Below are 26,305 nucleotides of genomic sequence, written 5' to 3'. Positions count from 1 at the left end.
ATGGCCATGCAGCTGCTGCTCATCGCCCTGCTGATTGCGGCGGCGGCCTTCTTCTCGGTCGCGGAGATCTCGATCGCCGCCGCGCGCCGGCTCAAGCTGCAACGCCTGGCCGACGAGGGTGACGGCAGGGCGCGGCGGGTGATGGCGGTGCAGCAGGCGCCCGGCCACTACTTCACCGTGGTGCAGATCGGCCTGAACATGGTGGCCATCCTCGGCGGCATCGTGGGCGAGGGCGCCTTGACGCCGTACTTCGCCGGGCTGCTGGCCTATGCCCTGCCCGAGGAGCGGGCGCAGACGCTGGGCTTCGCGCTGTCCTTCCTCATCATCACCTCGCTGTTCATCGTGCTGGCCGACCTGGTGCCGCGCCGGCTGGGCATGAACGACCCCGAGCAGCTGGCCATGCGCACGGTCGGCCCGATGAGCTTGCTCACCACGCTGCTGAAGCCGCTGGTGTGGCTCTTCAACGGCGCGTCGGGCGCGTTGTCGCGGCTGCTGGGCCTGCCGCAGGAGCGCGACGACCGCGTGACTCACCACGACATCCTGGCCCTCACCGCGGCGGGCGCCGCCGGCGGCGCCGTGGCCAGCGAAGAGCAGCAGGTGATCATGAACGTCTTCGAGCTGGAGACCCGCACGGTCGAGTCGGCCATGACCAGCCGCGAGCGCATCGTCTACCTCTCGATGGACGACGACGAGACCCTGTTGCGCAACCGCGTGGCCGACGAACCGCACTCCACCTACCTCGTCTGCGGCGAAGGCATAGACGAAGTGCTGGGCTACGTGGATGCCACGGACCTGTTCCAGCGAGTGCTGCTCGGCCAGCCGCTGTCGCTTCGCGCCTGCGCCGATTCCGGCCTGGTCAAGAAGGTGCTGATCGTGCCGGACCGGCTGACGCTGGCGGAAATGCTGAGTCAGTTCCGCAGCGCGCACGAGGACTTCGCCGTCATCGTCAACGAATACAGCCTGGTCGTGGGCGTGATCACGCTGAACGACGTGATGAGCACCGTGATGGGCGCGATGGTCGCCTCGCCCGACGAGGAGCAGATCGTTCGCCGCGACGACGGCAGCTTCCTCGCCGACGGCAGCACGCCGGTGCCCGACCTGCAGCGCGCCCTCGGCATCGAGGACTGGCCGCAGCCCGGCCAATACGACACCCTCGCCGGCTTCCTCATGGTGATGCTGCGTCGCATCCCCAAGCGCACCGACAGCGTGGTGTGGGAGGGCTGGCGCTTCGAGGTGATGGACGTGGACCGCTACCGGGTGGACCAGGTGATGGTGACGAGGGTCGACCCCGCGGGGCTGCCGGGCGTGGGGCTGGGGCCATGAAGTCGATGGTGGCCATGGGCTGGCTTTGGCTGGTCTTCGGGTGGTCCGCCATGGCCGCCGAGCCGGCGCCGTACACCGGTCCGCTGTTCGACACCCATTTGCACTACAACGTCGAGGCCGCCGAAGGCCCGCATCCGCTGGCCGACGTGCTGGCGAGGATGCAGCGCGCCGGCGTGCGTGCCATCGTGGCCAACAGCCGGCCCAACGACGGCACCAAGGCCCTGGCCGCCAGTCCCGCGACCCAGGCGGCCGGCGTGACGGTGGTGCCCTTCGTGCGCCTGTATCGCCACCGCGCCGACTACGACAACTGGTTCCGCGATCCGAGCATCGAGACGATGGTGCAGACCGAGCTCGCGGCCGGCACGGCGGCGGGCCCTTACCGCGGCCTGGGCGAATTCCATCTCTACGACAGCGCCAACGCCAATGGCCCGGTCGCGAAGAACCTGATGCGGCTGGCGGAGCAGCGTGGGTTGGCCGTGCTGGCGCATGTGGACGACACGGCGATAGAACTGCTCTTTGCCCATGCGCCGAAGGCGAAGCTCATCTGGGCCCATACCGGCATCGATGGTGTGCCCGTCGCGCGCGTGAGGGAGCTGCTGAAGGCTCACCCGACCCTGATGGGCGAGCTGTCCTACCGCCCGGGACTGACCGATGGCTCGGGCCGCTTGTCGCCCGAGTGGAAGGCCTTGTTCACCGAGTTTCCCGATCGCTTCATGATCGGCTCGGACACCTGGGTCAACCAACGGTGGGAGGCGTACGAGAGCCTGATGGCTGACGCGCGCAAGTGGCTGGGAGACCTGGAGGCCGTGACGGCCCAGCGCATCGCCTGGGGCAACGCCGCCAGCCTGTTTGCCGTGGCCGCGCCCTAGGTCCGGCGCTTCGTACACTCGCCGCCATGCCCGACAAGAAGACGCCCGCTGCGCGCGCCGCCGAGCTGCGCGAGCAACTGCACCACCACGCCCACGCCTACTACGTGCTGGACACGCCGGAGATCCCGGATGCCGAGTACGACAAGCTGTTCCAGGAACTGCAAGCCATCGAGGCTGAACATCCCGAGCTGCTGACGCCCGACTCGCCGACGCAGCGGGTCATCGGCCAGGTCCTGCCGGGGCTGGTGCCGGTGAAGCACACCGTGCCGATGCTCAGCATCCGGACCGAGACCGATACGACCGCGGGGGGCGCGGAGGCCTTCGATGCCCGCGTGCGCCGCGAGCTGGGCTTGACCGAGAGCGACCCGCCGATCGAGTACGCCGCCGAGTTGAAGTTCGACGGCCTGGCCATCAACCTGCGCTACGAGGGGGGCGTGCTGACGCAGGCCGCCACGCGCGGCGATGGCGAGACCGGCGAGGACGTGACCCACAACATCCGGACCATCGGCCAGATCCCGCTGCGCCTGAAGGGAAAGCACGCGCCTCCGGTGCTGGAGGTGCGCGGCGAGGTCTACATGCGCCGCGACGATTTCGAGCGCCTGAACGAGCGACAGCGCGAAAAGGGCGGCAAGACTTTCATCAACCCGCGCAATACCGCGGCCGGCGCGGTGCGGCAGCTGGACAACCGGTCGCTGGCCGACAAGAAGCTCAGCTTCTACGCCTACGGCCTGGGCGACACGCAAGGGTGGGATCGGCCGCCGACGCACAGCGCGATGCTGGATGCGATCGCCGCCTTCGGCCTGCCGGTGAACGCCGATCGGGCCGTGGTGAAGGGCGCCGCCGGCCTGGTCGCCTTCCACCAGGCCATCGCCGCCAAGCGCGACGAGCTGCCGTTCGACATCGATGGCGTGGTCTACAAGGTCAACGACAGGGCCCTGCAGGAGAAGCTGGGCTTCGTCAGCCGCGAGCCGCGCTGGGCCGTGGCGCACAAGTACCCGGCGCAGGAGCAGATGACCCGCGTGCTGGGCATAGACATCCAGGTCGGCCGCACCGGCAAGCTCACGCCGGTGGCCAAGCTGGAGCCGGTCTTCGTCGGCGGCACGACGGTGAGCAACGCCACGCTGCACAACGAGGACGAGACCCGACGCAAGGACGTGCGCATCGGCGATACCGTCATCGTCCGGCGCGCGGGCGACGTGATCCCCGAGGTCGTCGGTGTCGTTGCCGACAAGCGCCCCGCGGATGCCGGCGAGCCCTTCGATCTGTACAAGCGCCTGTCCGGCAAGTGCCCCGTCTGCGGCAGCCCGATCGAACGCCCGGAGGGTGAGGCCGACTGGCGCTGCACTGGCGGCATCACCTGCCCGGCGCAACGCAAGCAGGCGCTGCTGCACTTCGCCGGCCGGCGGGCGATGGACATCGAGGGCCTGGGCGACAAGCTGGTCGACCAGCTCGTGGACGGCGGGATCGTCAAGACCGTGCCGGATCTCTACAAGCTCGGCTTCGCCAACCTCGCGGCACTGGAGCGCATGGGTGGCAAGAGCGCGCAGAACCTGCTCGACGGCATCGAGAAGAGCAAGTCGACGACGCTGGCGCGATTTCTCTACAGCCTCGGCATCCGCCAGGTCGGGGAGACGACGGCCAAGGATCTTGCGCGCCATTTCGGCTCCATCGACCGCCTGATGGATGCGCGGCTGGAGGAACTGCTCGAAGTGCCGGACGTCGGCCCCATCGTCGCCGAGAGCATCCGCGACTTCTTCGACCAGCCGCACCACCGCGAGGTGGTCGATCAGCTGCGTGCCGCGGGCGTGAACTGGCCCGACGTCGCGGGCACGGCCAGCGATGCGCCGCGCCCGTTGCTGGGCAAGACGCTGGTGCTGACCGGCACGCTCCCGACGCTCAGCCGCGACGAGGCCAAGGAGCTGATCGAGGCGGCTGGCGGCAAGGTCAGCGGCTCGGTGTCCAGGAAGACGAACTACGTGGTGGCGGGCGAAGAGGCTGGCAGCAAGCTCGACAAAGCCCGGGAACTGGGCGTGGCGGTGCTTGACGAGGACGGCCTGCGCGCGCTGCTGGAAGGCTGAGTCACGCCGGACAAGGGGTCGTCCACGCGGCCGGATAATGCCGGCCTTTGGCCGATCCCGTGAGGACGATGCGACGATGGCGGTGCGAGACATTCTGAAGATGGGCGACCCGCGGCTGCTGCGCGTCGCGCCGCCGGTGACGGCCTTCGGCACCCCGGAGCTGCACGCGCTGGTGCAGGACATGTTCGACACGATGGAAGCGGCGCGCGGCGCCGGCCTGGCCGCGCCGCAGATCGGCGTCGACCTGCAGCTGGTGATCTTCGGCTTCGAGCGCAGCGAGCGCTACCCGGAGGCGCCGGCCGTGCCGCGCACGGTGCTGCTGAACCCGGTCATCACCCCGCTGCCCGAGGCCGACGGCCAATTTGCCGAGGAGGAAGGCTGGGAGGGCTGCCTTTCGGTGCCGGGCCTGCGCGGCGTCGTGCCGCGGTTCAGCCGCATCCGCTACACCGGGGTCGATGTGGCCGGCCGTCCGATCGAGCGCGAGGCCGAGGGCTTCCACGCCCGGGTGGTCCAGCATGAATGCGACCACCTCGTCGGCAGGCTCTATCCCACCCGCATGCGCGACCTGACGCGCCTGGGCTACACCAGCGTCCTGTTTCCCGAGCTGGAAGACGCGGGCGAGGACTGATCCGTTACTGGTAGCAACATCGGCTGGTCAGCCGGCGAACGCCTTGTTGCGTTGTGGGGCTGGAAGTCTGGAGGCAAAGACTATGAACATCCTGAAATACCGGTGGGCGATGGCCGCCCGCTCCCTGGCGGCGGCCGTCCTGGCCACCGGGCTGGGACTCTCAGCGCTGTCCGCCCAGGCGGCCGATGACCCGCCCGGCCGCGTCGGGCGCCTGGCCGAGATGCGCGGCCAGGTCTGGTTCCTCGAGGAGGGCCAGGGCGAATGGCAGACGGCCACGATCAACCGCCCGGTCACCACGGCCGACCGCGTCGCCACCGACCGCGACGGCCGGCTGGAACTGCAGATCGGCTCCACCACCGTCCGGCTGGACGAATCCAGCGATCTCGAGATCAACCGCCTGGACGACGACCGAATCGAGCTGACGCTGCACGGCGGTACGGCCTCGCTGCGGGTGCGCGAGCCCGAGGTCGCTCGCGAGGTCCAGCTGACCACGCCCGATGGCCGCTTCCAGCCGCGCGGCGCCGGCCTGTTCCGCATCGACCGCACCGACCGTGGCAGCTTCGGCGCCAGCACCCAGGGCGAGCTCGATTTCGAATCGCGTGACAGCCAGCTCACCCTGCGGCCCGGCCAGCGTGCCGAATTCTGGTTCGAGAACAACGACGGCCGGACCCACTACAGCTGGGCCAGCCCGGTGAGCGACGACTTCGAGCAATGGGTCCGGCGCGACGATTCGCGCGAACAGCAGTACAGCTCGCGTGCCCCGGTCTCGCCCGAGATGACCGGTGCGGAGGACCTGGACCGCAACGGCCAATGGTCCACCCACCCCGAGTACGGCGCCGTCTGGTACCCGACCACCGTGGTCGCGGGCTGGGCACCGTACCGCTACGGCCACTGGGCCTGGGTCCGGCCCTGGGGCTACACCTGGGTCGACGACTCGCCCTGGGGCTTCGCACCCTTCCACTATGGCCGCTGGTTCTACTGGGGCAACCGCTGGTGCTGGGCGCCCGGCACCTACGTCCGCCGCCCGGTCTACGCGCCGGCGATGGTGGCCTGGGTCGGTGGCCCGCACCTGAGCGTGTCGGTGTCGGTCGGCCAGCCGGTCGGCTGGGTGCCGCTGGCGCCCCGCGAGGCGTACTACCCGGCCTACCGCGTGTCGCCGGTCTACATCAAGCAGGTCAACGTCACCCATGTCACCGTCGTGCAACCGGCGCCGAGCCGGCCGGTGATGTACGCCAACACCCGCTTCAACGGCGGCGTCACGGTGGTCTCGTCCGACGTGCTGACCCGTCGCCAGGCGGTGGCCGCTGCGGCCCGTCCGGCCGATCCCGACGTGATCCGCGCCATCAACCGCGAGCGCGGTGGCGTGGTGGCGGTGGCACCGCCGGCGCCGTCCAATGCCTCCTTCGCGCCGCGCGCCGCGGTGCCGGTCAACCCTGCAGCGCAGCCGCGTATTGCGCCGCCGGGGCGCGGAGGTGCGGCGCGCACCGCCAATGACTCTGACGATTCACGTGGCGGTCGCCTGCAGCAGTCCAACGCCGGCGATCCCCGCGGCGGCTTCGGAGGACAGGTGAGGCAGCCGGAGACGCCTGCCGCTCGCACCCCTTCGCCCGCCGGGCACGACGAGCGCCCCGGCCGGGGCGTGAGCCCGGCACCGGTGCAACCCAGCCCTGCGCCGCAAGGCGATGCCGGACGCCCGCGCGTGGCGCGCCCGCCGCTGTCTGGCGGCCCGTCCGACAACGGCTTCCGCCAGCCCGGACAGCCGGCCCAGGCGGTCCCGCAGCCGCGGCGCGAGGCGGACGTGCCGGGGTTCCCCGCGCAGCGGGAAGCCCAGCGCGAGCGTGACGCGCGCGAGTTGCCGCAGCCCCGCCAGCATCAGCAGCAGGCCATGCAGCCCATGCCTTCGCAGCCCCAGGCGCAGCCGCAACCCCAACCGCGTGCCGCCCCCCGCGAGGTGCAGCGCGAAGACCGCGCCGAGCGCCAGCGTGAGCGCGAGGAACGCCAGGACAAGCGGGATCATCGCGACCGCGACAACCGCTGAGCGTTGATCCCCCCGGCGCGAACTCTTTGCGCCGGGCCGTGTCGAAGGGCACGACGACCGCCTTGGGCATCGGGCTTGCCCGGGCAAGGCGGTGCCGCCCCGGCGGCACAATCGTTGCACGATCCCCCGTCGCGGCCCCCGGGGGGGGCCGCGACGCTCTTTCGTCCATCGTCCTTCCGCTCCATGCCCCTCGCTTCCTCCCGAGCCCGCGCCGGGCTGATGTCTTTCTCATCGGGCAGCGTGCTGCTCGGCCTGGTGGCCTGTGCAACAGTGCCCGCCGGTGCGCCGGGCGGGGCCCCTGCCGGCGTTCCGGCCGCCGCCACGGGTGCGCCGGTGGCGGCCGAGTCGCCGGCGTCGGCGGCCAGTGGAGCGGCCAGCGCCGCCGGTCCATCGAGGCCCGGCACGGCCAGCGCCCCTGCCGCCCCGCCGGCCCCCGGCGCGCCTGCGGCCTTCGCCACGGTCATCAAGGATGCCCGGCGCACCGACGGCCTGCTGCCGGTGTGGCAGAAGGACGAGAAGGTCTGGATCGAGCTCAGGCCCGAGGACTTCAACAAGCCGATGTTCCTGTCGCCGAAGTTGTCTCATGGCATCGGCGAGCAGGCGATCTTCGGCGGCAGCATGCTGGGTTTCCAGCCCTGGGGCCGGCCGCAGATCGTCGAGTTCCGGCGCCAGCACAACCAGGTGCTGCTGGTGGCTCGCAACGAGCGCTATCTGGCTGCGGCAGGCTCGCCCGAGGCGCGCTCGGTGGCCAGTGCGTTCTCCGACAGCCTGCTTGGGGGCACGCCGGTCGCGAGCCAGCCGAACCCCGAGTCCAAGGCGATCCTGATCGAGGCGAACAACCTCTTCGTGTCGGACCTGCTGGGCCTTTCCATCAACCTGCAGCGCACTTATCGGCAGAACTACAACTTCGACGCTCGCAACTCGGCATTCACCGCCGTGCGAAGCGAGCCCGACGTCGTCACGCTGGAGCTGAACCTGCACTTCGCCACCGGCAGCCTGTCGTCCGCGACGCCGGGAGCACCGCCGAATGTCCCGGCCCCCATCCTGCCCAACACGCTGCCCGACCCTCGCAGCATGTTCCTGGGCCTGCACTACTCGCTGGCGGCACTGCCCGCGCAGCCCATGACGCCGCGCCGCGCCGACGCGCGCGTCGGCTACTTCACGACCACGGTCAGCGATTTCGGCAATGACGCGGCCCGCACGCCGAACCGCCACTACGTGCGCCGCTGGCGGCTCGAGAAGAAGGATCCGGCGGCACCGCTGTCCGAGCCGGTTCACCCCATCACCTTCTGGATCGATCGCGACGTTCCGCTGAAGTACCGCGACACCATCACCCGCGGCGTGCTCGCATGGACCCCCGCGTTCGAGCGCATCGGCTTCAAGAATGCCCTGGTGGTCAAGCAGCAGCCCGACGATGCCAAGTTCGACACGCTGGACTTGCGCGTCGCCTCGATCCGCTGGATGACCAACGCCGATCCGGCCTTCGGCGCGATCGGCCCGAGCCACATCGACCCGCGCACCGGCGAGATCCTGGACGCGGACATCGGCATCGAGAGCCTGTCCTCGCGCGACCGCCGCGCCGTGCGGGCGCAGGTTCTTTCGGGCCGGCCGATGGCCGACGCTGCCTCGCTCCTTCAGTCCGATGGCCAGGCCCAACTGGCCGACCTGGCGCAGCACGGCGAGGATGCGCTGCGTTGCCAGTTCGGCGAGCTGGCCAACGAGCAGCTCGGCTACGCGCTCGACGTGCTGGAGTCCCGTGGTGACATCGATCCCGACAGTCCCGAGGCCGATGCCTTCGTGCAGGCCTATCTGTTCGACGTGACCATGCACGAGGTGGGCCACACGCTGGGCCTGCGGCACAACTTCCGCTCCTCGCGCATCTACAACGACAAGCAGCTTTCGGACCCCGAGTTCACCCGCACCCACAGCCTCGCGGGCTCGGTGATGGAGTACGCGCCGGTGAACCTGGGCATGCCTGGCGCGCCTACCCCGGCGCCATTCCAGACCACGCTGGGCCCCTACGACTACTGGGCCATCGAGTACGCGTACAAGCCCTTGCCGGCCGGCCTGCCGGAGAAGGAGCAGGAGGCCGAACTGAAGGCGATCGCCGCACGTTCGCCCGATCCCGTGCTGGCCTTCGGCACCGACGAGGACAACCTGCTCGGCCTCGATCCGGAGTCGCTGGTCTTCGACCTCGGCGACGACCCGCTCGTGTTCGCCAAGAAGCGCATCGCCATCGCGCACGATCTGTTCCAGCGCCAGGAGACGCGGGCCCTCAAGCCGACCGAGGACTACGCCGTGCTGCGTCGCGCGCTGGGCTATGCCTTGCGCGATGCCACCCGGGCCGCCGGTGTGCTGGCGCGTCAGATCGGTGGACTGCGCACCTTGCGCGACTTCCCCGGATCGGGCCGCGATCCTCTCGTTCCGGTCCCGGCCGCCGTGCAACGCGAGGCCCTGGACACGCTGGCGCAGAACTTCCTGGCGGCGGGCAGCTTTCGCATCTCGCCCGCTCTCGCGCGCAAGCTGGCGCCGGACTACCTGGAGCGGTTCGGCGGCACGGAGCCCGTGCCGACCGACTTCTCGCTCGACTCGATCATGCTGGACCTGCAGCGTGCCTTGCTCAACCAGCTGATGAGCGAGACGCTGGCCGCGCGGCTGCTCGATGCGCAGGCCAAGGCCGACTCGCCGCGCGAGGCCTTCGGGCTGTCGGACCTCTACGGCCGGCTCACGCGCGACATCTGGTCGGAGCTGGGAGGCAAGGGGGACATCCCGTCGGCCCGACGGGACTTGCAGCGCGAGCATCTCTCGCGTCTGGCCAATCTTCTGCTGCGTCCGTCGTCCGGCAGCCGCGCCGATGCGCGCGGCCTGCTGCGAGTCGAAGCGCGCCAGCTGCTCGACCGGTTGCAGGCCGCCAGCCGTCGCACGGACTTGTCGCCGGAGGCGCGGGCCCACGTCATGGACAGCGCCGATTCACTGCGTGCCGCACTCAACGCTGCGCTGCAACGCAGCAATGTCTAGCGTGGCTGACTAGCCGAACTGCAGTCTAGGGATGGGGCGACGCAAAGCCGCCTCACCCGCCGATACTGGCCCGCCCGGTTGTCCGCGCGGGCCTTCTTTTCGTGTGTCGCGTGGGCGGCCTCCCACTCAACAAGCCCGCCCGCCGGTGGGCGATGGAGTCCACGCATGTTCCAAGCTTTCCTGGCCCCCAAGACCACTCGCCGCCTGCTAGCCGCCGCCGCAGCGCTTGCGCTGATACCGGCGGCACAGGCAGCAACCTGGACACGACTGACGAACCTTCCGCCGAACAGCGCCGAGACGATGCTCCTGTTGACCGACGGCACGGTGCTCGCCCACTCCTACGACAACCCCGGCAACATCTGGCTGAAGCTGACGCCGGCTTCTGACGGCAGCTATGTGGATGGCACGTGGTCAGCGGTGACGCCGATGGGCACCAACCGGATCTACTTCGCCAGCCATGTCACTCGTGACGGCAATCTCTGGGTGCTGGGCGGCGAATACAGCGGTCCCAATCTCGATGCGAACTGGACGAACACGGGCGAGATGTATGACACCCTCAAGGACAAGTGGGCGCCGATCCCGAACCACCCGGAAGCACGTTACGGTGACGTGCCCTCGATGATGCTGAACCACGACAAGATCCTCGCCGGGTCCCTGTCGACCCGCAACTCGTACATCTTCGACCTGAAGACCATGACCTGGTCGACCGCGGGCCAGAAGTTCTACAACGACCGCAGCGACGAGGAGACCTGGGTCAAGCTGCCGGACGGCAAGGTCCTCACCTACGACCTTTTCCTGAGCATCTCCACCGGCGGCGCCTACGGCGAGGTGTATGACCCGAAGACCAACGCCTGGTCGGGCCGCAGCCCGAGCGACGGCACGTCACAGGGCAGCATCCCGCAGCTCAGCAGCCAGGCGATGGGCTTCGAGCTGGGGGCCGCCCTGGCCATGCGCAGCGAGGACAAGCGCGGCGAAGTTTTCTACATCGGCGCAACCGGCCACACCGCGACCTACCAGATCGGGTCGAACACCTGGGTGCCGGGGCCGGACATCATGGGCACGCTGAACGGCAACAAGGTGCTGTTCGGCTCCGACGACGCGCCCGCCGCGGAGCTGCCCAACGGCCACATCATCGTGTCCGCCGATGCGGGCCCGACCAAAGGCCTGTTCCAGGGGCCGACGCAGCTGTTCGACTACGACCCCGCCCTGGGCAAGATGAAGGCGATCAGCCCCGACTTCCCCGTGACGATCACCGATCCGGCCTACGTGACCCGCATGCTGATGCTGCCGACGGGACAGCTGATCTTCACCTACGGCACCTCGGACGTCTGGATCTACACCCCGGACGGCAAGGCGCCCAAGAGGGCTCGCCCGGTGCCGCAGGCCCTGCACTACGACGGCAACGGCGAGTTCACCCTCACGGGCATCCGCCTGAACGGTGTCTCGTCCGGCGCGGGCTATGGCGACGACGCCGAGTGCGACGAGAACTATCCGATCGTGAGCCTGACGTCGGGCGGCCGGGTGCGCTATGCCCGGACCTTCGACTGGAAGTCCACCAACGTCCAGGTCAAGAAGCCCACCAGCACCAAGCTGACGCTCAAGAAGGGCACGCCGGCCGGCACCCACCAGCTCATCGTGAGCGCGGCCGGGATTCAGTCGGACAAGGTCTGCGTCACGCTGACCGCCGACCAGGTGGACGGCACGGGAGCGCCGGCCGACATCGCGATCGAGGCCTGCGCGCAGTAGGCAGCGTCTCCGCGCCCGCAGGGGCGCGGCAGGCCGGGTGGGCGAAGGGCGGTTCGTAAAATGCCGCATGTCCTTCGTCCACCTGCGCACCCACACCGAGTACTCCGTCGTCGACGGCACCCTGCGCGTCGATGACGTGGCCGCCGCGGCGGCCGCCGACGGCCAGGTCGCGCTCGCCATCACCGATCTGGCCAACCTCTTCGGCGGGATCAAGTTCTACAAGGCCTGCCGCAGCAAGGGCGTCAAGCCCATCCTCGGCGCCGACCTGTGGCTGGAGCCCATCGACCCGGCCGGTGGCGACAAGGCCGCCAGCCGGCTGCTGGTGCTGGTGCAAAGTCGCCAGGGCTACCTCAACCTTTCCGAGTTGCTGGCGCGCGCGTGGACGCGCAACGTGCAGCGCGCGCAGGCGTGGGTCACGTGGGAATGGCTGGGCGAATTGGGCGAGGGCCTGATCGTGCTGTCCGGTGGTGAACACGGCGCCGTGGGCACGGCCCTGCTGTCCGGCGACAAGGCGCGCGCGCGGCAGGCGGCGCAGCGCCTGTCATCGCTGTTCCCCGGGCGCTTCTACCTGGAGCTGCAACGCGCCGGCCCGGCGCAGCACGAGGCGCTGGTGCGGGCCACCGTTCCGCTGGCAGCCGAACTCGGCTTGCCGGTCGTGGCGACGCATCCGGTGCAGTTCCTGGGGCCCGAGGATTTCGAGGCCCACGAGGCGCGCGTCTGCGTCGCGGAAGGCGAGACGCTGGCCAATCCGCGCCGGGTCAAGCGATTCGGCCGTGAGCAGTACTTCAAGACACAGGCCCAGATGGAGGCCCTGTTCGCCGACATCCCTTCGGCCGTGGCCAACACCGTGGCCATCGCGCAGCGCTGCAACCTCACGCTGGTGCTCGGCAAGCCTCGCCTGCCCGATTTCCCGACGCCCATCCAGGCCGACGGCACGCCGATGCCGATCGACGCCTTCTTCCGCCAGGAGTCGTTCGAAGGCCTGGAGAAGCGACTGCAGCTGCTCTATCCGGACGTCGCCAAGCGTGACGCGCAACGGGCCCGTTATGTCGAGCGGCTGGAATTCGAGATCGGCACGATCCTGAAGATGGGCTTCCCGGGCTACTTCCTCATCGTGTCGGACTTCATCAAGTGGGCCAAGGCCAACGGTTGCCCGGTGGGCCCGGGCCGCGGCTCCGGCGCCGGCTCGCTGGTGGCCTACGCCCTGTCGATTACCGACCTGGATCCACTGCAGTACAACCTGCTGTTCGAGCGCTTCCTGAATCCGGAGCGCGTGTCGATGCCCGACTTCGACGTCGACTTCTGCCAGGGCAACCGCGACCGCGTCATCGACTACGTCAAGGAGAAGTACGGCCGCCAGGCGGTGAGCCAGATCGCCACCTTCGGCACCATGGCCGCCAAGGCAGCGCTGCGCGACATCGGGCGCGTGCTCGGCATGGGCTTCGGCCACGTGGACTCGATCGCCAAGCTGATCCCCGCGCCGCCCGGCAAGACGGTCACGCTGGCCAAGGTGCCCGAGAAGCCGGATCCGGGGGTCATCTACGCCCGCCAGGAGGCGCCCGAACTCGAGCAGCGCGAGGCGGCGGAGGAGGAAGTGGCGGAGCTGCTCTCGTTGGCCGCGCGCGTCGAGGGCATGGTGCGCAACATCGGCATGCATGCCGGCGGCGTGCTGATCGCCCCGGGCAAGATCACCGACTTCTGCCCGCTCTACCAGCAGCCCGGCAGCGACTCGGCGGTCAGCCAGTACGACAAGGACGACGTCGAGGCCATCGGGCTGGTGAAGTTCGACTTCCTGGGCCTGGCCACGCTCACCATCCTCGAGCTCGCCAAGGACTTCATCGTCGCCCGCTACCCGGAGCGAAAGGGCTTCGAGTACGAGAAGATTCCGCTCGACGACAAGGCGGTCTACAAGCTCTTCTCCGATGGCCTGACCGAGGCCGTGTTCCAGTTCGAATCCCGTGGCATGCAGGGCATGTTGCGAGACGCGAAGCCTTCGCGACTGGAGGACCTGATCGCGCTGAACGCGCTGTACCGGCCGGGTCCGATGGACCTCATCCCCAGCTTCGTGGCGCGCAAGCATGGCCGCGAGCAGGTCGAGTACCCGCACCCGCTGGTCGAGCAGGTGCTGTCCGAGACCTACGGGATCATGGTCTACCAGGAGCAGGTCATGCAGACCGCCCAGGTGCTGGGCGGCTACAGCCTCGGCGGCGCGGACCTGTTGCGCCGCGCGATGGGCAAGAAGAAGGCCGAGGAGATGGCCGAGCACCGCGAGATCTTCCGCAAGGGGGCCGCGGGCAACAACATCCCGAAGGAAAAGGCCGACGAGATCTTCGACCTGATGGAGAAGTTCGCGGGCTACGGCTTCAACAAGTCGCACGCTGCCGCCTACTCGCTGCTGGCCTATCACACCGGCTGGCTCAAGGTGCACTACACGGCCGAGTTCTTCGCGGCCAACATGACGATCGAACTGGGTGACACCGACAAGCTGAAGGTGCTGCTCGCCGACGCGACCAAGAACTTCAAGATCGAGTTCGAGCCGCCCAACGTCAACTCGGGCGTCTACCGCTTCGAGCCCATGCCGGGAGCCGAAGGGCGCCGGAAGATTCGCTACGGGCTGGGGGCCATCAAGGGAACGGGACAGGGCGCCATCGAGGCCATCGTGGCCGCTCGCGAGGCCGACGGCCCCTTCACCAGCCTGTTCAACTTCTGTGCCCGTGTCGACAAGGGCAAGTGCAACAAGCGCGTGGTCGAGGCGCTCATCAAGGCGGGCGCCTTCGACACGCTGCACGCCGACCGCGCCGCCACGCTGGCCAGCGTGGGCCTGGCATTCGAATGGGCCGAGACGCAGGCCGCCAATGCACTGCAGGGCGGCCTGTTCGACTTCGGCGATGACTCGGCGCACGGCTCGCACACCCACGAGCCGCCGCTGCAGCCTGCCGAGCCGTGGACCGTGCGGGAGCGGCTGGCCCTGGAAAAGGTGGCGATCGGCTTCTACCTCTCCGGCCATCTGTTCGACGAGAACGAAGCGGAGGTGCGGCTCATCTCCTCGCGCCGCCTGGCCGACCTCATCGACTCGCGCGAGCCGCAGCTGCTGGCCGGCATCGTCACCGAACTGCGTGTCATCAACGGGCAGCGCGGCCGCGTCGGCATCTTCAAGCTCGACGATGCGACCGAGCCGGTCGAGGCGGTGGTCAACGAGGAACTGCTCGACGCCCACCGCGAGCTGCTGCGGGAGGACGAGCTGATCATCGTCCAGGGCAAGGTCCAGCCCGACCGCTTCTCCGGGGGCCTGAGGCTGAACGTCGCCCAGGTCTGGGACCTCGCCGGCGCGAGAGCGCGCTTCGGCCGCTACCTGGCCGTCGAGCTGAATGGCGGGCCGGCGCCGGTGGCCGAGCTGGTCAGGAGCTTTCCGGCACGAGTGCAGCAGGCGGATCCGGAGGCGGGCGGTGGCGAGGTGGTGCTCGGCCTGGCGGTGCGGCTGATGCTCAAGCGGCCGGGCGCACGTGCGGAGCTCGATCTGGGCGCTGCGGCCCGCATCTGGCCCAGCGACCAGGCGCTGGCGCGCTGGAAACAGCTCGCCGACCAAGGCCGGGCAAGCATCGTCTACACCTGATTTGGCGAGGCCGCGTTGGCGGTAAGGGCTGGTAAGAAGGGCGGATCCCCGCGCATTTGTGCCAACCGGCCGCCGTCGTTCGGCGTTTCAATTCGATATCCATGACGAAAGCGGGCCCCGGGGCCCCCTGACCTCCGAGACCGATGACGATGAGCCGTACCCACGCCCACCCCGGATCGATGACCCTCGCTCGTGCCACGCTGTGCAGCCTGGCCCTGGCCGCCACTGCGACCGTGGGCTTGCTCGTCAGCCCGGCCGTCCGAGCCGCCGATGTCGGCGTCTCGATCTCCGTCAGCCAGCCGGGCGTCTATGGCCGGGTCGACATCGGCCGGTTCCCTGCGCCCGAGCTGATGGTGGCCCAGCCGGTGTGGGTGCAGAGGCCGCGCGTCGTCGTGGCCCAGCCGCAGCCCGTGTACCTGTGGGTGCCGCCGGGCCATCAGAAGCACTGGTCCAAGCACTGCTACCGCTACAACGCGTGCGGGGTGCCGGTCTATTTCGTCAAGGATTCCTGGTACCACGCCCACGTGGCCCCGCCGCCTCGTCCGGGCGGCCCGGTGATGGTCGCCGAGCCTCAAGGCGGGCCGGGTCACGGCCACGGTCGAGGCCGTGGGCACGACAAGGACTGAGACCGTCCCGGGGCAGCGCGCGTCCCCAAATGACGCCCGCTTCCCCTGCATTTGGGGCTTTCGCCCTGCCGGCCGCGACCTAGACTGGCTCGCACCATGCAGGTCAAGCCGGCGAGCCCTTCGACACCCTTTCCCGAGCCGGTCACGGGCCTGATCCTGACCGGCGGCGGCGCACGCGCGGCCTACCAGGTCGGCGTGCTGCACGCCCTCGCGGCGATCAGGCGCGGGTGCGAGGCGTCGGCCGGCAATCCGTTCCCCGTGATTGCCGGCACTTCGGCAGGGGCCATCAATGCGGCCGCACTGGCCGGCGACGCCGATGACTTCGATCGTGCCGTCGACAAGCTCGTGTCCATCTGGCAGGGCTTCCATGCGGAGCAGGTCTACCGGGCCGACTCGCTGGGGGTCATACGAACCGGCGCTCGCTGGCTGACCATGATGTCCATCGGCTGGATCATCGCCCGCTGGCGGCGGCTCAAGCCGCGCTCGCTGCTCGACAACACGCCGCTGTCGGGGCTGCTCGAACGGATGGTGCGGCTCGAACGCATCCCCGACCTGATCCGCGAAGGTCACCTGAAGGCCCTGGCCGTCAGCGCCTCCAGCTACACCTCGGGCGAGCACGTCACCTTCTACAACGCCGCCCATGAAGTGCCCGGCTGGGTTCGCTCCCAGCGCCGCGCGGTTCGCGACCACATCGGCCTGCCGCACCTGCTGGCGTCTTCGGCCATTCCCTTCGTCTTCCCCGCCAAGCAGCTCGCCATCGATGGCGAAGCGGAGTGGTTCGGCGACGGGTCGATGCGCCAGGCGGCGCCGATCTCGCCGGCCATCCACCTCGGCGCGGAACGCATCCTGGTGATAGGCGCCGGCCGAATGCACGAGCCCCCGGGCAAGCGCCAGGTCAGCACCGACTATCCGACGATGGCGCAGATCGCGGGCCACGCGCTGTCCAACATCTTCCTCGACGCCCTGGCGGTCGACTTCGAGCGCCTGCAGCGGGTCAACCGGACGCTCGCGCTGTTGCCGCCCGATGTGCGAGAACACAGCGCCTTGCGGCCCATCGATGTCTTGCTGATAGCGCCCAGCCAGCGCCTGGACGACATCGCAGCCAGACACCTCGACGCGTTGCCGCTGACCATTCGCACGCTGCTGCGGGGTGTGGGCGTGAGCGGGCAGGGCAGTGATGCGCGGGGCGCGGCTCTGGCGAGCTACCTGCTTTTCGAAGCCGACTACACGCGCGAACTGATGGCCCTCGGCGAAAGCGACACCATGGCGAGGCGCGAGGAAGTCGAGCAATTCTTCGGTTGGCAGCCGCGCCATCCGGCAAGCGCAGGCTCACGCGACGAGCCTGCCCGCGCCGAATCGGCGAGCACCGCCCAGCCGGAAGTTCTGAACTACTTCGCCGGTTCACGTCCGGGCGCCTTGCCCGCGTAAGGCTGCCCCCCGACCCGAAGGCCTGCGGCGGACAGGCGCGCTGCATGGGTGGGCCCGACGCCTTTCAGCCGGGCGATGAAGTCTTCCCAGCTGGCGAAAGGTCCATCGGATCGCTCCTTCAGGATGCGCTCCGACAGCTGAGGCCCGACCCCCTTAACCATCTCGAGCTCGGCCTGGTTGGCCAGGTTCAGATCGACGAGGCCACCCGGCAGGGCCCAGGCCGGCAGGGCGATGAAGAGGCCGGCTATCCACTGGGCCGGCCATGGGAAGGAGCGAGGGCGCGAAGACATCGCGCGAGGATGCCACGCTCGAGCGCCAACTCAATCCGTCTGGTGGTGGCGGAAGGCGCGCCAGAGCGCGAGGTCGTACGCGATCTTGAGCAGGCCGCCACACAGCAAGGGCGCCGCCAGCATGCCGCTGGCCATCAGCGCGCCGGCGAGCGCGGGTCCGCCGGCGGAGGCAAGGCTGCGAGGGACAGCCGTGAAGCTGGCGGCCGCGACACGCTCTGGCGGGGTGACGACAGCCATCACGAAGGCCGAGCGGGTCGGTACATCCATCTGCGACAGCGTGCTGCGCGCCAGCAGCGCTGCCAGTGCCCAAGGAAGTGTCGGCGCGAGCGCCGCGGCGACGAGGAAGAGATTGGCCGGGATGTGCGTGAACACCATCGTGTTGACCAGGCCGATCCGTCGCGCGACCCACGGGGCTGCCAGCTGGGAGGCGGTGGCCAGCAAGCCTGACACGAAGAAGAAGCGCCCCGCGTCGGCCACCGAGACGCCGAAGCGTTCTAACAGCCACAGGGCCAGGATCGTGTTGACGAGCAAGCCGCCGGCGAAAGCATCCACGCTGAACAGGCCGGCGAGCCGCCAGACGATGCCGCGTGAAGCTCCCAACGGTGCCGGCGGCGGCTCGCTGGCCGGCCGGGCGCCGTCCATGCGAACGTACAGCGCGGCGACGATGGCACCCACCGCTGCGTAGAGGACGAACATCGCGCGCAAGGCGGCGAGCCGATCGATGCCGAACCGATCGGTCAACCAGGCCGGCAGCGCCGATGCGAGGGCCCCTACCGAGGCGCACAACGCGCCGACGAGGCTGTAGCGGGCGAACATCCGCGTTCTTTCGTCCCGCCCGCCACCGGCCTGTGCGAGCCTGGCGTGCTCCAGGGGCAGGAAGATGCTGACATCGCCGGAGCTGGGGTTCAGCGTGCCGACGAAGGCCACCAGCATCAGCGGCCAGAACGATTGAAGGCCCGCGAACCCCAATCCGGTGGCCGCCATCAGCCCCGCTGCCGCGAGCAGCCATCGACGCGAAGGTGCGCGATGACCGAACTGCCCGAGCGCCAGCGTCGCGATGGCCGACCCGGCCAGCGTGACCGAGCCGAGCATGCCGATGTCGGCCGTGCCCCAGCCCAGCGCTTGGAGGTAGGCCGGCAGCAGCACGGCGACGTAGCCATCGCAGAAGGCGCGAAGTCCGCGCGCCCACAGCAGTCGCGAGGCCACGGGTGGGGTTGTCACGTGCGGGTTGCCCAGGTCCACGCGAGCCCGAGCAGCGCACTGCCGGTGATGACCTCGATCACGCCCCGCTTGAAGCGCAGGAGGGCCACCAAGGCCGCCAGTGCAATGAAGGCCGCCGGCCATTCGAAGCCTTGACCGAAGCCTGCGGGCCACAGCACGTGGTAGCCGAAGAACAGGGCCAGATTGAGGATGACGCCGACGACGGCTGCAGTGATGGCCGTGAGCGGCCCGGTGAACTTGAGGTCGTCGTGGGTCGATTCCACCAGCGGGCCGCCGGCGAGGATGAAGATGAAGGACGGCAGGAAGGTGAACCAGGTGACCAGCGTGGCCGCGAGAGCACCGGCTGCGAAGCTGTCTTGACCGAACCATGCCGCCAGTTCGGGGCTTTGCCACGCTCCGACGAAGCCGACGAAGGCCACCACCATGATCAGCGGTCCGGGCGTCGTTTCACCCAGCGCGAGGCCGTCGATCATCTGGCTGGGCTGCAGCCAGCCGTAGTGCTCGACGGCGCCTTGATAGACGTAGGGCAGGACGGCATAGGCGCCGCCGAAGGTGAGCAAGGCTGCCTTGGTGAAGAACCAGCCCATCTGGGTGAAGGTGCTTGTCCAGCCGGCGGTGGCCATCAACAGCGCCATGGGTGCGGCCCAGAGGAGCATGCCAACGCCCAGGACGATGGCGAGGCGGGGAACGGAGAAGCGTGCGTGGGGCGGCGTGGGCGTGTCGTCGTCGATCAGCGCCGCAGCGGTGGTGGTTCGACCCTGAGCATGGCCACCACCGGCCCTGAAGCGCTCCGGTGCGAATCGTCCGCCCACGTAGCCAATCAGGCCCGCGGCCAGCACGATGGCGGGGAAGGGCAGCTTCAGCGCAAAGATGGCCACGAACGCTGCGGCCGAGATGGCCCATAACCAGCTGTTCTTCAGCGCGCGCGAGCCGATGCGATGGGCCGCCTGGACCACGATGGCGGTGACGGCCGGCTTGATGCCGTAGAACAGGCCCGCCACCAGCGGAACGTTGCCGTAGGCGGCGTAGACCCAGCTCAGTGCGATGAGGATCAGCAGGGACGGCAGGACGAAAAGGGCGCCAGCGATCACGCCGCCCCACGTTCGGTGCATCAACCAGCCGATGTAGGTGGCCAACTGCTGGGCCTCGGGCCCAGGCAGGACCATGCAGTAGTTCAGCGCATGCAGGAAACGCTTCTCACTGATCCAGCGGCGGCGTTCCACGAGCTCGGAATGCATGATCGCGATCTGGCCCGCGGGTCCACCGAAGCTGATGAAGCCAAGCTTGAACCAGAAGCCGAGCGCTTCGCGGAAGGAGACAGCAGAGGGTGCAGGGGTTGCCGGCTCCATTGACGTGTAGAGGTTCAGACGAATGCGTAGATGCTACTACTCGGCCGTTCGAGCCGGGCAAAAAAAACCGCGCCCCGGAGGGCGCGGTCGGTTGAAAGGCCGGGGGCCTTTCGAGGATCAGAAGTTGTGGCGGATGCCGACGGCCAGGGCGCTGAACTTGCCGTCGCCGGAGCCGATGCCGGTGTAGCGGTCGGAGTCATCGCCCGTGATGGCGGTGTAGTAGCCGTACACCTTGGTGCGCTTGCTCAGGTTGTAGTTGTAGCCGACGGTCCACTGGGTGGAGCTGCCGGTGCCCGGCTCGTCGCTGTACTCGCCCGCGCGGCCGACGTTCAGGTGCAGTTCATTGGCACCGAAGGCGTACATGCCCGAAACGCGGAAGTAGTTGCGGTTGCCGTCACCGTACATGTTGCTGTCGTGCTGGTACAGCGCGCCGATGGTGAAGGCGCCCAGTTCGTACAGGCCGCGGATGGCGACTTGCTTCTTGTCGTCTTGCTTCTCGGCGCCCAGGCCCAGGTGCAGGGGACCACGGTCGTAGTACGCAGCGAAGTCGTAGGTCTTCTCGGGCGCGCCCGGGCCGCTTTCGGCAACCGAGACGTAGCCCTGGAAGCCGCCCATGTTCGGGGTGACGTAGCCAACCTTGTTGTCGTACTTGAAGGTCGAGGCGTAGAACGCGTCCGACGAGTCACCCGTCTCGTGGTTGTGCATGCCGATGTAGTCGGACGTCGCGAAGTACGAGTCCGGCGTCCAGGCGCCCAGGCGAACGGAGCCGAAGCCGCCGCTCAGGTTGACTTCCGACTGGCGGTTCCAGAAGGTGGTGGAGCTGCGGACCGAACCGGTGTCGGCGTTGAAGCCGTGCTCGATCTGGAAGCCGGCCTTCAGACCGCCACCGAGGTCTTCCGTGCCCTTGAAGCCGATACGCGAGGAGTTGTCGACGACGTTGTATTGACGGTCGTCGTCGCCGAACTTCTGGCTTTCGACCGTGAGGTTCAGACGGCCGTAGATGGTGACCGACGATTGGGCGAACGCACCGCCTGCAGCGGCGGCGGCCAGCAGGCCCAGTGCGATTTGCTTTTTCATGCGAGTTCTCTTTCCTCGTGATTTAGGGGAAACCCAATTTTGACTTGGGATGTCTTAGCGAACGACTGCGATCTGCTCGCGGTTGCCTGCCTTGTAGGTAAAAAGCGTCAGTGCACCGTTCTTGATGTCGCCCTTATCATCAAAAGCGATGGTTCCAGTCACGCCCTTATAACCTGCGGTTTTAGCGAGCGTCGGCAGGTAGACCGCCGGGTCGGCCGAGCCGGCCTTGACCATCGCGTCGACCATCACCATCGTGGCGTCATAGACATACGGAGCGTAGATCTGGACGTCGGCGTTGAACTTCTTCTTGAAGTCGACCTTGAACTTGTCCATGGCGACCTTCTGGGTGCCCTCGACACCGCCGGCCTCGGCGCACACCACCTGGCCATCGGCCATCGCGCCAGCGGCCAGCTTGGGCAGCTCGCCCGAGCAGATGCCGTCGCCGCCCATGAACTTGGCCGTGATGCCCAGCTGCTTCATCTGGCGGATCATCGGGCCGGCCACGGCGTCCATGCCGCCGTAGAACACCACGTCGGGCTTGGTCGCCTTGATGCTGGTCAGGATGGCGGTGAAGTCCGTCGCCTTGTCGTTGGTGAACTCGCGCTTGGCGACCGTGCCGCCCTTTTCCTTGACGCCCTTTTCGAACTCGTCGGCGACGCCCTGGCCGTAGGCGGTGCGGTCGTCGATCACGGCGATCGTCTTGCCCTTGAGCTCGGTCACGGCGTAACGGCCCAGGGTGCCGCCCAGGTGCACGTCGTCAGCCACCACGCGGAAGGTGGTCTTGTAGCCCTGGCGGGTGAACTTGGGGTTCGTGGCCGAGGGGCTGATCTGCGGGATGCCCGCGTCGGAGTACACCTTGGAGGCCGGGATGGAGGTGCCCGAGTTCAGGTGGCCCACCACGCCGTTGACCTTGGAGTCCACCAGCTTCTGCGCCGCGGCCGTGCCTTGCTTGGGGTCCCCCGCATCATCTTCGGCCAGCAGCTCGAACTTGGCCTTCTTGCCGCCGATCGTCACGCCCTTGGCGTTCAGCTCGTCGATGGCCATGCGCGCGCCGTTCTCGTTGTCCTTGCCCAAGTGCGCGATCGGGCCGCTGGTCGGGCCGACGTGGCCGATCTTGACCACGAGGTCTTCCGCCATGGCGCTGCCCGCGAAGGCCACGCACATCGCGACCACACTCCAATTCAGCTTGAAGTTCATAAAGGTCTTCTCTCTCCGTCTTTGGGGTTGGCGAATCGATGAGCGCCGGGCTGCTGCCCGGCCGAGGCGTGCGGGCATCGCCTCTCACCGGTTCTTTGATAAGGCCCGCTGAAGCGAAGCGTGGCCTATTCGCCGAGGTAGGCGGCGCGGACCTTGGGATCCTCGAGCAGCTGGCGGGCCGGGCCGCTCATGGTGACCTCGCCGGAATCCATCACGTAGCCGCGGTTGGCCAGTGAAAGGGCGCGGCTGGCGTTCTGTTCGACCAGCAGGATGGTGGTGCCCTGCTTGTGGATCGTGTCGACGACCTCGAAGATCTTGTCGACCATGATGGGGCTCAAGCCCATCGACGGCTCATCGAGCAGCAGCACCTTGGGCCTTGCCATCAGCGCGCGGCCCATGGCCAGCATCTGCTGCTCGCCGCCGCTCATCGTGCCGGCGAGCTGGGTGGCTCGCTCCTTCAGGCGGGGGAAGGTGGCGAAGACCTTGTCGATGTCCTCGGCGATGCCCGCCTTGTCCGAGCGGGTGTAGGCCCCCATCTGCAGGTTCTCGGTGATGGTCATGCGGGTGAAGGTGCCGCGGCCTTCGGGCACCATCACCAGGCCCTGGCGGGCCAGGTCCCAGGCGCCCTGGCCCTTGATCGGCTTGCCGAGATACTCGATCTGGCCGGCCGCCACCGGCTGCAGGCCGGTGACGGCCTTGAGCGTGGTGGTCTTGCCCGCGCCGTTGGCCCCGATGAGGCTGACCAGCTCGCCTTGGCTGACCTCGAAGCTCACGCCCTTGACGGCCTGGATGCCGCCGTAGGCCACCTTGAGCCCTTGGACCTTGAGCATGGTTTGTTGCGTCATGTTCTTGTTCTCCTGATGCTCAGTGGGTCGCGTGGCCGGCGCCGAGGTAGGCCTCGATCACCTTCTCGTTGCGCTGCACCTCGGCCGGCGTGCCTTCGGCGATCTGCTTGCCGTAGTCGAGCACGGTGACGCGGTCGCACAGGCCCATTACCAGCTTCACGTCGTGCTCGATCAGCAGGATGGTGCGGCCGTCCTTGCGGATGCGGTCGATCAGCTCGCGCAGCACCATCTTCTCGGTGGCGTTCATGCCGGCCGCCGGTTCGTCCAGCGCGATCAGCTTGGGATCGGTGGCCAGCGCGCGGGCGATCTCCAGCCGGCGCTGGTCGCCGTAGCTGAGCGTGCGCGCCTTGAACTCGGCGTACTTGCCGATGCCCACGTAATCCAGCAGCTCCTGTGCGCGCTGGGTGATCTCGGCCTCTTCCTTCTTGAAGCGCGGCGTGCGGAACACCGCGCCGATCAGGCCCGAGTGGGTGCGCACGTGGCGCCCGACCATCACGTTCTCCAGCGCCGTCATCTCGGAGAACAGGCGGATGTTCTGGAAGGTGCGCGCGATGCCGGCCTTGGCCACCTCGTGCACGGTGGTGGGCGTGTAGGGCGCGCCGCCGAGCTCGAAGGTGCCGCCGTCGGGCGTGTACAGGCCGGTGATGACGTTGAAGAAGGTGGTCTTGCCCGCGCCATTGGGGCCGATCAGGCCGTAGACCTGGCCGGGCAGGATGGTGATGCCCACGTCCGACAGCGCCTGCAGGCCGCCGAAGCGCTTGGACACGCCGCTGACTTTGAGGACGGAATTGCTCATGGTGTTGTCTTTCTCCTGTCCTGCGGTCTTACTTGACGCTCACCGGCGTCGGCGCGGCCTTGCCATGTTCGGGCTGCGGCCACAAGCCACGCGGGCGCATCAGCATGATCACGATCATCGCGAGCGCGATGAGCAGCTGCCGAAGGATCGCTGCATCGAGCCGGCCATCCGTCATCTGTTGCAGCGGGCCGGCGATGTAGCGCAGCACCTCGGGCAGGGCCGACAGCAGCAGCGCCCCCAGGATCACGCCCGGAATGTGGCCGAGCCCTCCCAACACCACCATCGCCACGATCATCACCGACTCCATCAGCGAGAAGGACTCGGGCGACACGAAGCCCTGGAAGGCGGCGAACATCGAGCCGGAGACGCCGCCGAAGGTGGCGCCCATGCCGAACGCCAGCAGCTTCAGGTTGCGGGTGTTCAGGCCCATGGCCTTGGCGGCGATCTCGTCTTCGCGGATGGCCATCCAGGCGCGGCCGATGCGCGAGTTGGCCAGGTGGGTGCAGATCACCACCGTCGCCACGACCAGCGCGAGGAACAGGTAGTAGTAGGCCGCGACCGAGGGAATGGTGAGTCCGAAGACCTCATGCGACTTGCCGAAGTCGAAGCCCGCCAGCTTCATCGAGTCGATCTGGCTGATGCCGCGCGGGCCGTTGGTGATGTTGACCGGGTACTCCAGGTTGTTCATGAACACCCGGATGATTTCGCCGAAGCCCAGCGTCACGATGGCCAGGTAGTCGCCGCGCAGCTTCAGCGTCGGCGCGCCCAGGACCACTCCGGCCAATCCCGCCAGCAATGCTGCCACCGGGATCACCAGCCAGATGGGCATGTGCAGGCCCTCGGGGAACGCCGCCTTGATCCACTCGAAGTTTTCCGACAAGTGGGGCGAAGCGAGCAACGCGAACATGTACGCGCCGACGGCATAGAAGGCCACGTACCCCAGGTCGAGCAGGCCCGCATAGCCGACCACGATGTTCAGGCCCAGGGCCAGCAGCACGTACAGCAGGGCCAGTGCCATGATGCGCACCCAGCCTTGACCGAATTGAGCGGCGACCAGCGGCAAGGCCAGGAGAGCCACGGCGGCCAGCAGGAAGACCACCAGTTTGGTTTGCTTGTTCATCTCTTGCATGAAGTTTTCCTCAGGCGCGGTCAGCGACTCGTTCGCCCATCAGCCCGGAGGGCCGCAACGTGAGCACCAGGATCAGCACCAGGAAGGCGAAGATCTCGACGTACTGGCTGCCGAACACACCGCCCGTCAACTCGCCGAGGTAGCCCGCGCCTATCGCCTCGATCAGGCCGAGCAGCACGCCGCCCACCATCGCGCCGGTCAGGTTGCCGATGCCGCCGAACACGGCTGCGGTGAAGGCCTTCAAGCCCGGCAGGAAGCCCATCGAGTGCTGCACCGTGCCGTAGTTCATCGCCCACATGATCCCGGCGATGGCCGCCAGCGTGGCGCCGATGACGAAGGTGGCCGAGATGATGAAGTCGGGCTTCACGCCCATCAGGCCGGCCACCCGCGGGTTCTCGGCTGTGGCGCGCATCGCGCGGCCCAGCTTGGTCATGTTCACCAGCCACAGCAGCGCGGCAAGCACCACCACCGTTGTCACCAGGATGACGATCTGCGTGGGGGTGATCACCGGGCCGGCTTCCCACAGGAACAGCGGGTCCTGGGGCAGCAGCGGCGGAAACGGCTTGGGATTGGGCTTCCAGACGATCATCGCCAGCGTCTGCAGCAGCAGGCTCATGCCCATGGCGGTGATCAGCGGGGCCAATCGCGGCGCACTGCGCAGCGGCCGGTAGGCGATCTTCTCGACCGCGAAGTTCAGGGCCGAGCACGCCACGATGGCGGCCACCAGCGAGATCAGCAGCAGCACCCAGCCGGGCCAGCCGGTGCCGGCCAGCGCGGTGACCACCGTCCAGCTGGTGAGCGCGCCCACCATCAGGATCTCGCCGTGCGCGAAGTTGATCAGCGAGATGATCCCGTACACCATGGTGTAGCCGAGAGCCACCAGCGCATACATGCTTCCAAGCACCAGCCCGTTGATGATTTGTTGTACGAAGATGTCCATTCACTCTTCTTTCGTTTCAGACCGCACAAACGCGGCCACGGGGCCCCATAGAGCACGGCCTGTGCCAACACGCTGTTTCTGCGGGTATGCCCGA

19 protein-coding genes are annotated in these 26,305 nt (G+C 68.3%); 10 read left to right on the top strand and 9 right to left on the bottom strand.

The window, feature by feature from the left end:
- The 10 genes from paeA to ACS5PM_RS01825 all read left to right on the top strand — a co-directional run bounded on the left by paeA (position 1) and on the right by ACS5PM_RS01825 (position 17,367).
- Entirely contained in the window at positions 1-1,323 is a 1,323-nt protein-coding gene (gene paeA, locus ACS5PM_RS01870; protein ID WP_439384825.1) for a polyamine export protein PaeA, read from the top strand.
- A 5-nt stretch (positions 1,324-1,328) separates the two neighbouring features.
- The gene (locus tag ACS5PM_RS01865; protein ID WP_439385599.1) at positions 1,329-2,192 is read left to right on the top strand and encodes an amidohydrolase family protein; all 864 of its coding nucleotides are present in this window, start codon (positions 1,329-1,331) and stop codon (positions 2,190-2,192) included.
- A gap of 26 nt (positions 2,193-2,218) precedes the next feature.
- Positions 2,219-4,270, top strand: a complete 2,052-nt coding sequence (gene ligA / locus ACS5PM_RS01860; protein ID WP_439384823.1) for an NAD-dependent DNA ligase LigA — start codon at positions 2,219-2,221, stop codon at positions 4,268-4,270.
- 76 nt (positions 4,271-4,346) lie between these two features.
- Positions 4,347-4,898 carry a peptide deformylase gene (gene def, locus ACS5PM_RS01855; protein WP_439384821.1) on the top strand — a complete coding sequence of 184 codons (552 nt, stop codon included), beginning with the start codon at positions 4,347-4,349 and terminating at the stop codon, positions 4,896-4,898.
- Positions 4,899-4,980: 82 nt separating this feature from the next.
- Entirely contained in the window at positions 4,981-6,936 is a 1,956-nt protein-coding gene (locus tag ACS5PM_RS01850; RefSeq protein WP_439384820.1) for a DUF6600 domain-containing protein, read from the top strand.
- A 219-nt stretch (positions 6,937-7,155) separates the two neighbouring features.
- The gene (locus ACS5PM_RS01845) at positions 7,156-9,954 is read left to right on the top strand and encodes a zinc-dependent metalloprotease (RefSeq protein WP_439384818.1); all 2,799 of its coding nucleotides are present in this window, start codon (positions 7,156-7,158) and stop codon (positions 9,952-9,954) included.
- Positions 9,955-10,119: 165 nt separating this feature from the next.
- Positions 10,120-11,700 (top strand): Kelch repeat-containing protein, encoded by a 1,581-nt coding sequence (locus tag ACS5PM_RS01840; RefSeq protein ID WP_439384816.1) that lies wholly within the window; start codon positions 10,120-10,122, stop codon positions 11,698-11,700.
- 67 nt (positions 11,701-11,767) lie between these two features.
- Positions 11,768-15,313, top strand: a complete 3,546-nt coding sequence (gene dnaE / locus ACS5PM_RS01835; protein WP_439384814.1) for a DNA polymerase III subunit alpha — start codon at positions 11,768-11,770, stop codon at positions 15,311-15,313.
- Positions 15,314-15,462: 149 nt separating this feature from the next.
- Complete coding sequence (locus ACS5PM_RS01830) at positions 15,463-15,939, top strand: hypothetical protein (RefSeq protein WP_439384812.1); 477 nt, start codon at positions 15,463-15,465, stop codon at positions 15,937-15,939.
- A gap of 96 nt (positions 15,940-16,035) precedes the next feature.
- Complete coding sequence (locus tag ACS5PM_RS01825) at positions 16,036-17,367, top strand: patatin-like phospholipase family protein (protein WP_439384810.1); 1,332 nt, start codon at positions 16,036-16,038, stop codon at positions 17,365-17,367.
- Here the strand turns inward: ACS5PM_RS01825 and ACS5PM_RS01820 are convergent.
- The 9 genes from ACS5PM_RS01820 to ACS5PM_RS01780 form a co-directional block, all read right to left on the bottom strand.
- Complete coding sequence (locus ACS5PM_RS01820) at positions 17,328-17,657, bottom strand: ComEA family DNA-binding protein (RefSeq protein ID WP_439384808.1); 330 nt, start codon at positions 17,655-17,657, stop codon at positions 17,328-17,330. The genes ACS5PM_RS01825 and ACS5PM_RS01820 overlap by 40 nt on opposite strands.
- A gap of 30 nt (positions 17,658-17,687) precedes the next feature.
- Entirely contained in the window at positions 17,688-18,878 is a 1,191-nt protein-coding gene (locus ACS5PM_RS01815; RefSeq protein ID WP_439384806.1) for an MFS transporter, read from the bottom strand.
- Positions 18,875-20,227 carry a chromate efflux transporter gene (gene chrA / locus ACS5PM_RS01810; RefSeq protein ID WP_439384804.1) on the bottom strand — a complete coding sequence of 451 codons (1,353 nt, stop codon included), beginning with the start codon at positions 20,225-20,227 and terminating at the stop codon, positions 18,875-18,877. Before chrA ends, ACS5PM_RS01815 begins: the two co-directional genes overlap by 4 nt.
- A gap of 117 nt (positions 20,228-20,344) precedes the next feature.
- The gene (locus ACS5PM_RS01805; RefSeq protein WP_439384802.1) at positions 20,345-21,304 is read right to left on the bottom strand and encodes a porin; all 960 of its coding nucleotides are present in this window, start codon (positions 21,302-21,304) and stop codon (positions 20,345-20,347) included.
- Positions 21,305-21,358: 54 nt separating this feature from the next.
- Entirely contained in the window at positions 21,359-22,501 is a 1,143-nt protein-coding gene (locus ACS5PM_RS01800) for a branched-chain amino acid ABC transporter substrate-binding protein (protein WP_439384800.1), read from the bottom strand.
- Between the two features lie 125 nt (positions 22,502-22,626).
- Positions 22,627-23,331 carry an ABC transporter ATP-binding protein gene (locus ACS5PM_RS01795; protein WP_439385597.1) on the bottom strand — a complete coding sequence of 235 codons (705 nt, stop codon included), beginning with the start codon at positions 23,329-23,331 and terminating at the stop codon, positions 22,627-22,629.
- A gap of 34 nt (positions 23,332-23,365) precedes the next feature.
- The gene (locus tag ACS5PM_RS01790) at positions 23,366-24,142 is read right to left on the bottom strand and encodes an ABC transporter ATP-binding protein (RefSeq protein WP_439384798.1); all 777 of its coding nucleotides are present in this window, start codon (positions 24,140-24,142) and stop codon (positions 23,366-23,368) included.
- Positions 24,143-24,170: 28 nt separating this feature from the next.
- Positions 24,171-25,262, bottom strand: a complete 1,092-nt coding sequence (locus ACS5PM_RS01785; RefSeq protein WP_439385595.1) for an ABC transporter permease subunit — start codon at positions 25,260-25,262, stop codon at positions 24,171-24,173.
- Positions 25,263-25,281: 19 nt separating this feature from the next.
- Positions 25,282-26,211 carry a branched-chain amino acid ABC transporter permease gene (locus ACS5PM_RS01780; RefSeq protein WP_439384796.1) on the bottom strand — a complete coding sequence of 310 codons (930 nt, stop codon included), beginning with the start codon at positions 26,209-26,211 and terminating at the stop codon, positions 25,282-25,284.
- Positions 26,212-26,305: the final 94 nt, after the last annotated feature.

It is taken from the genome of Ideonella flava, assembly GCF_051857595.1.
Taxonomy (GTDB): Bacteria; Pseudomonadota; Gammaproteobacteria; order Burkholderiales; family Burkholderiaceae_C; genus Ideonella.
Note: the sequence above shows the minus strand (reverse complement) of the source record. Positions and strands in the feature narration are given on the sequence as shown.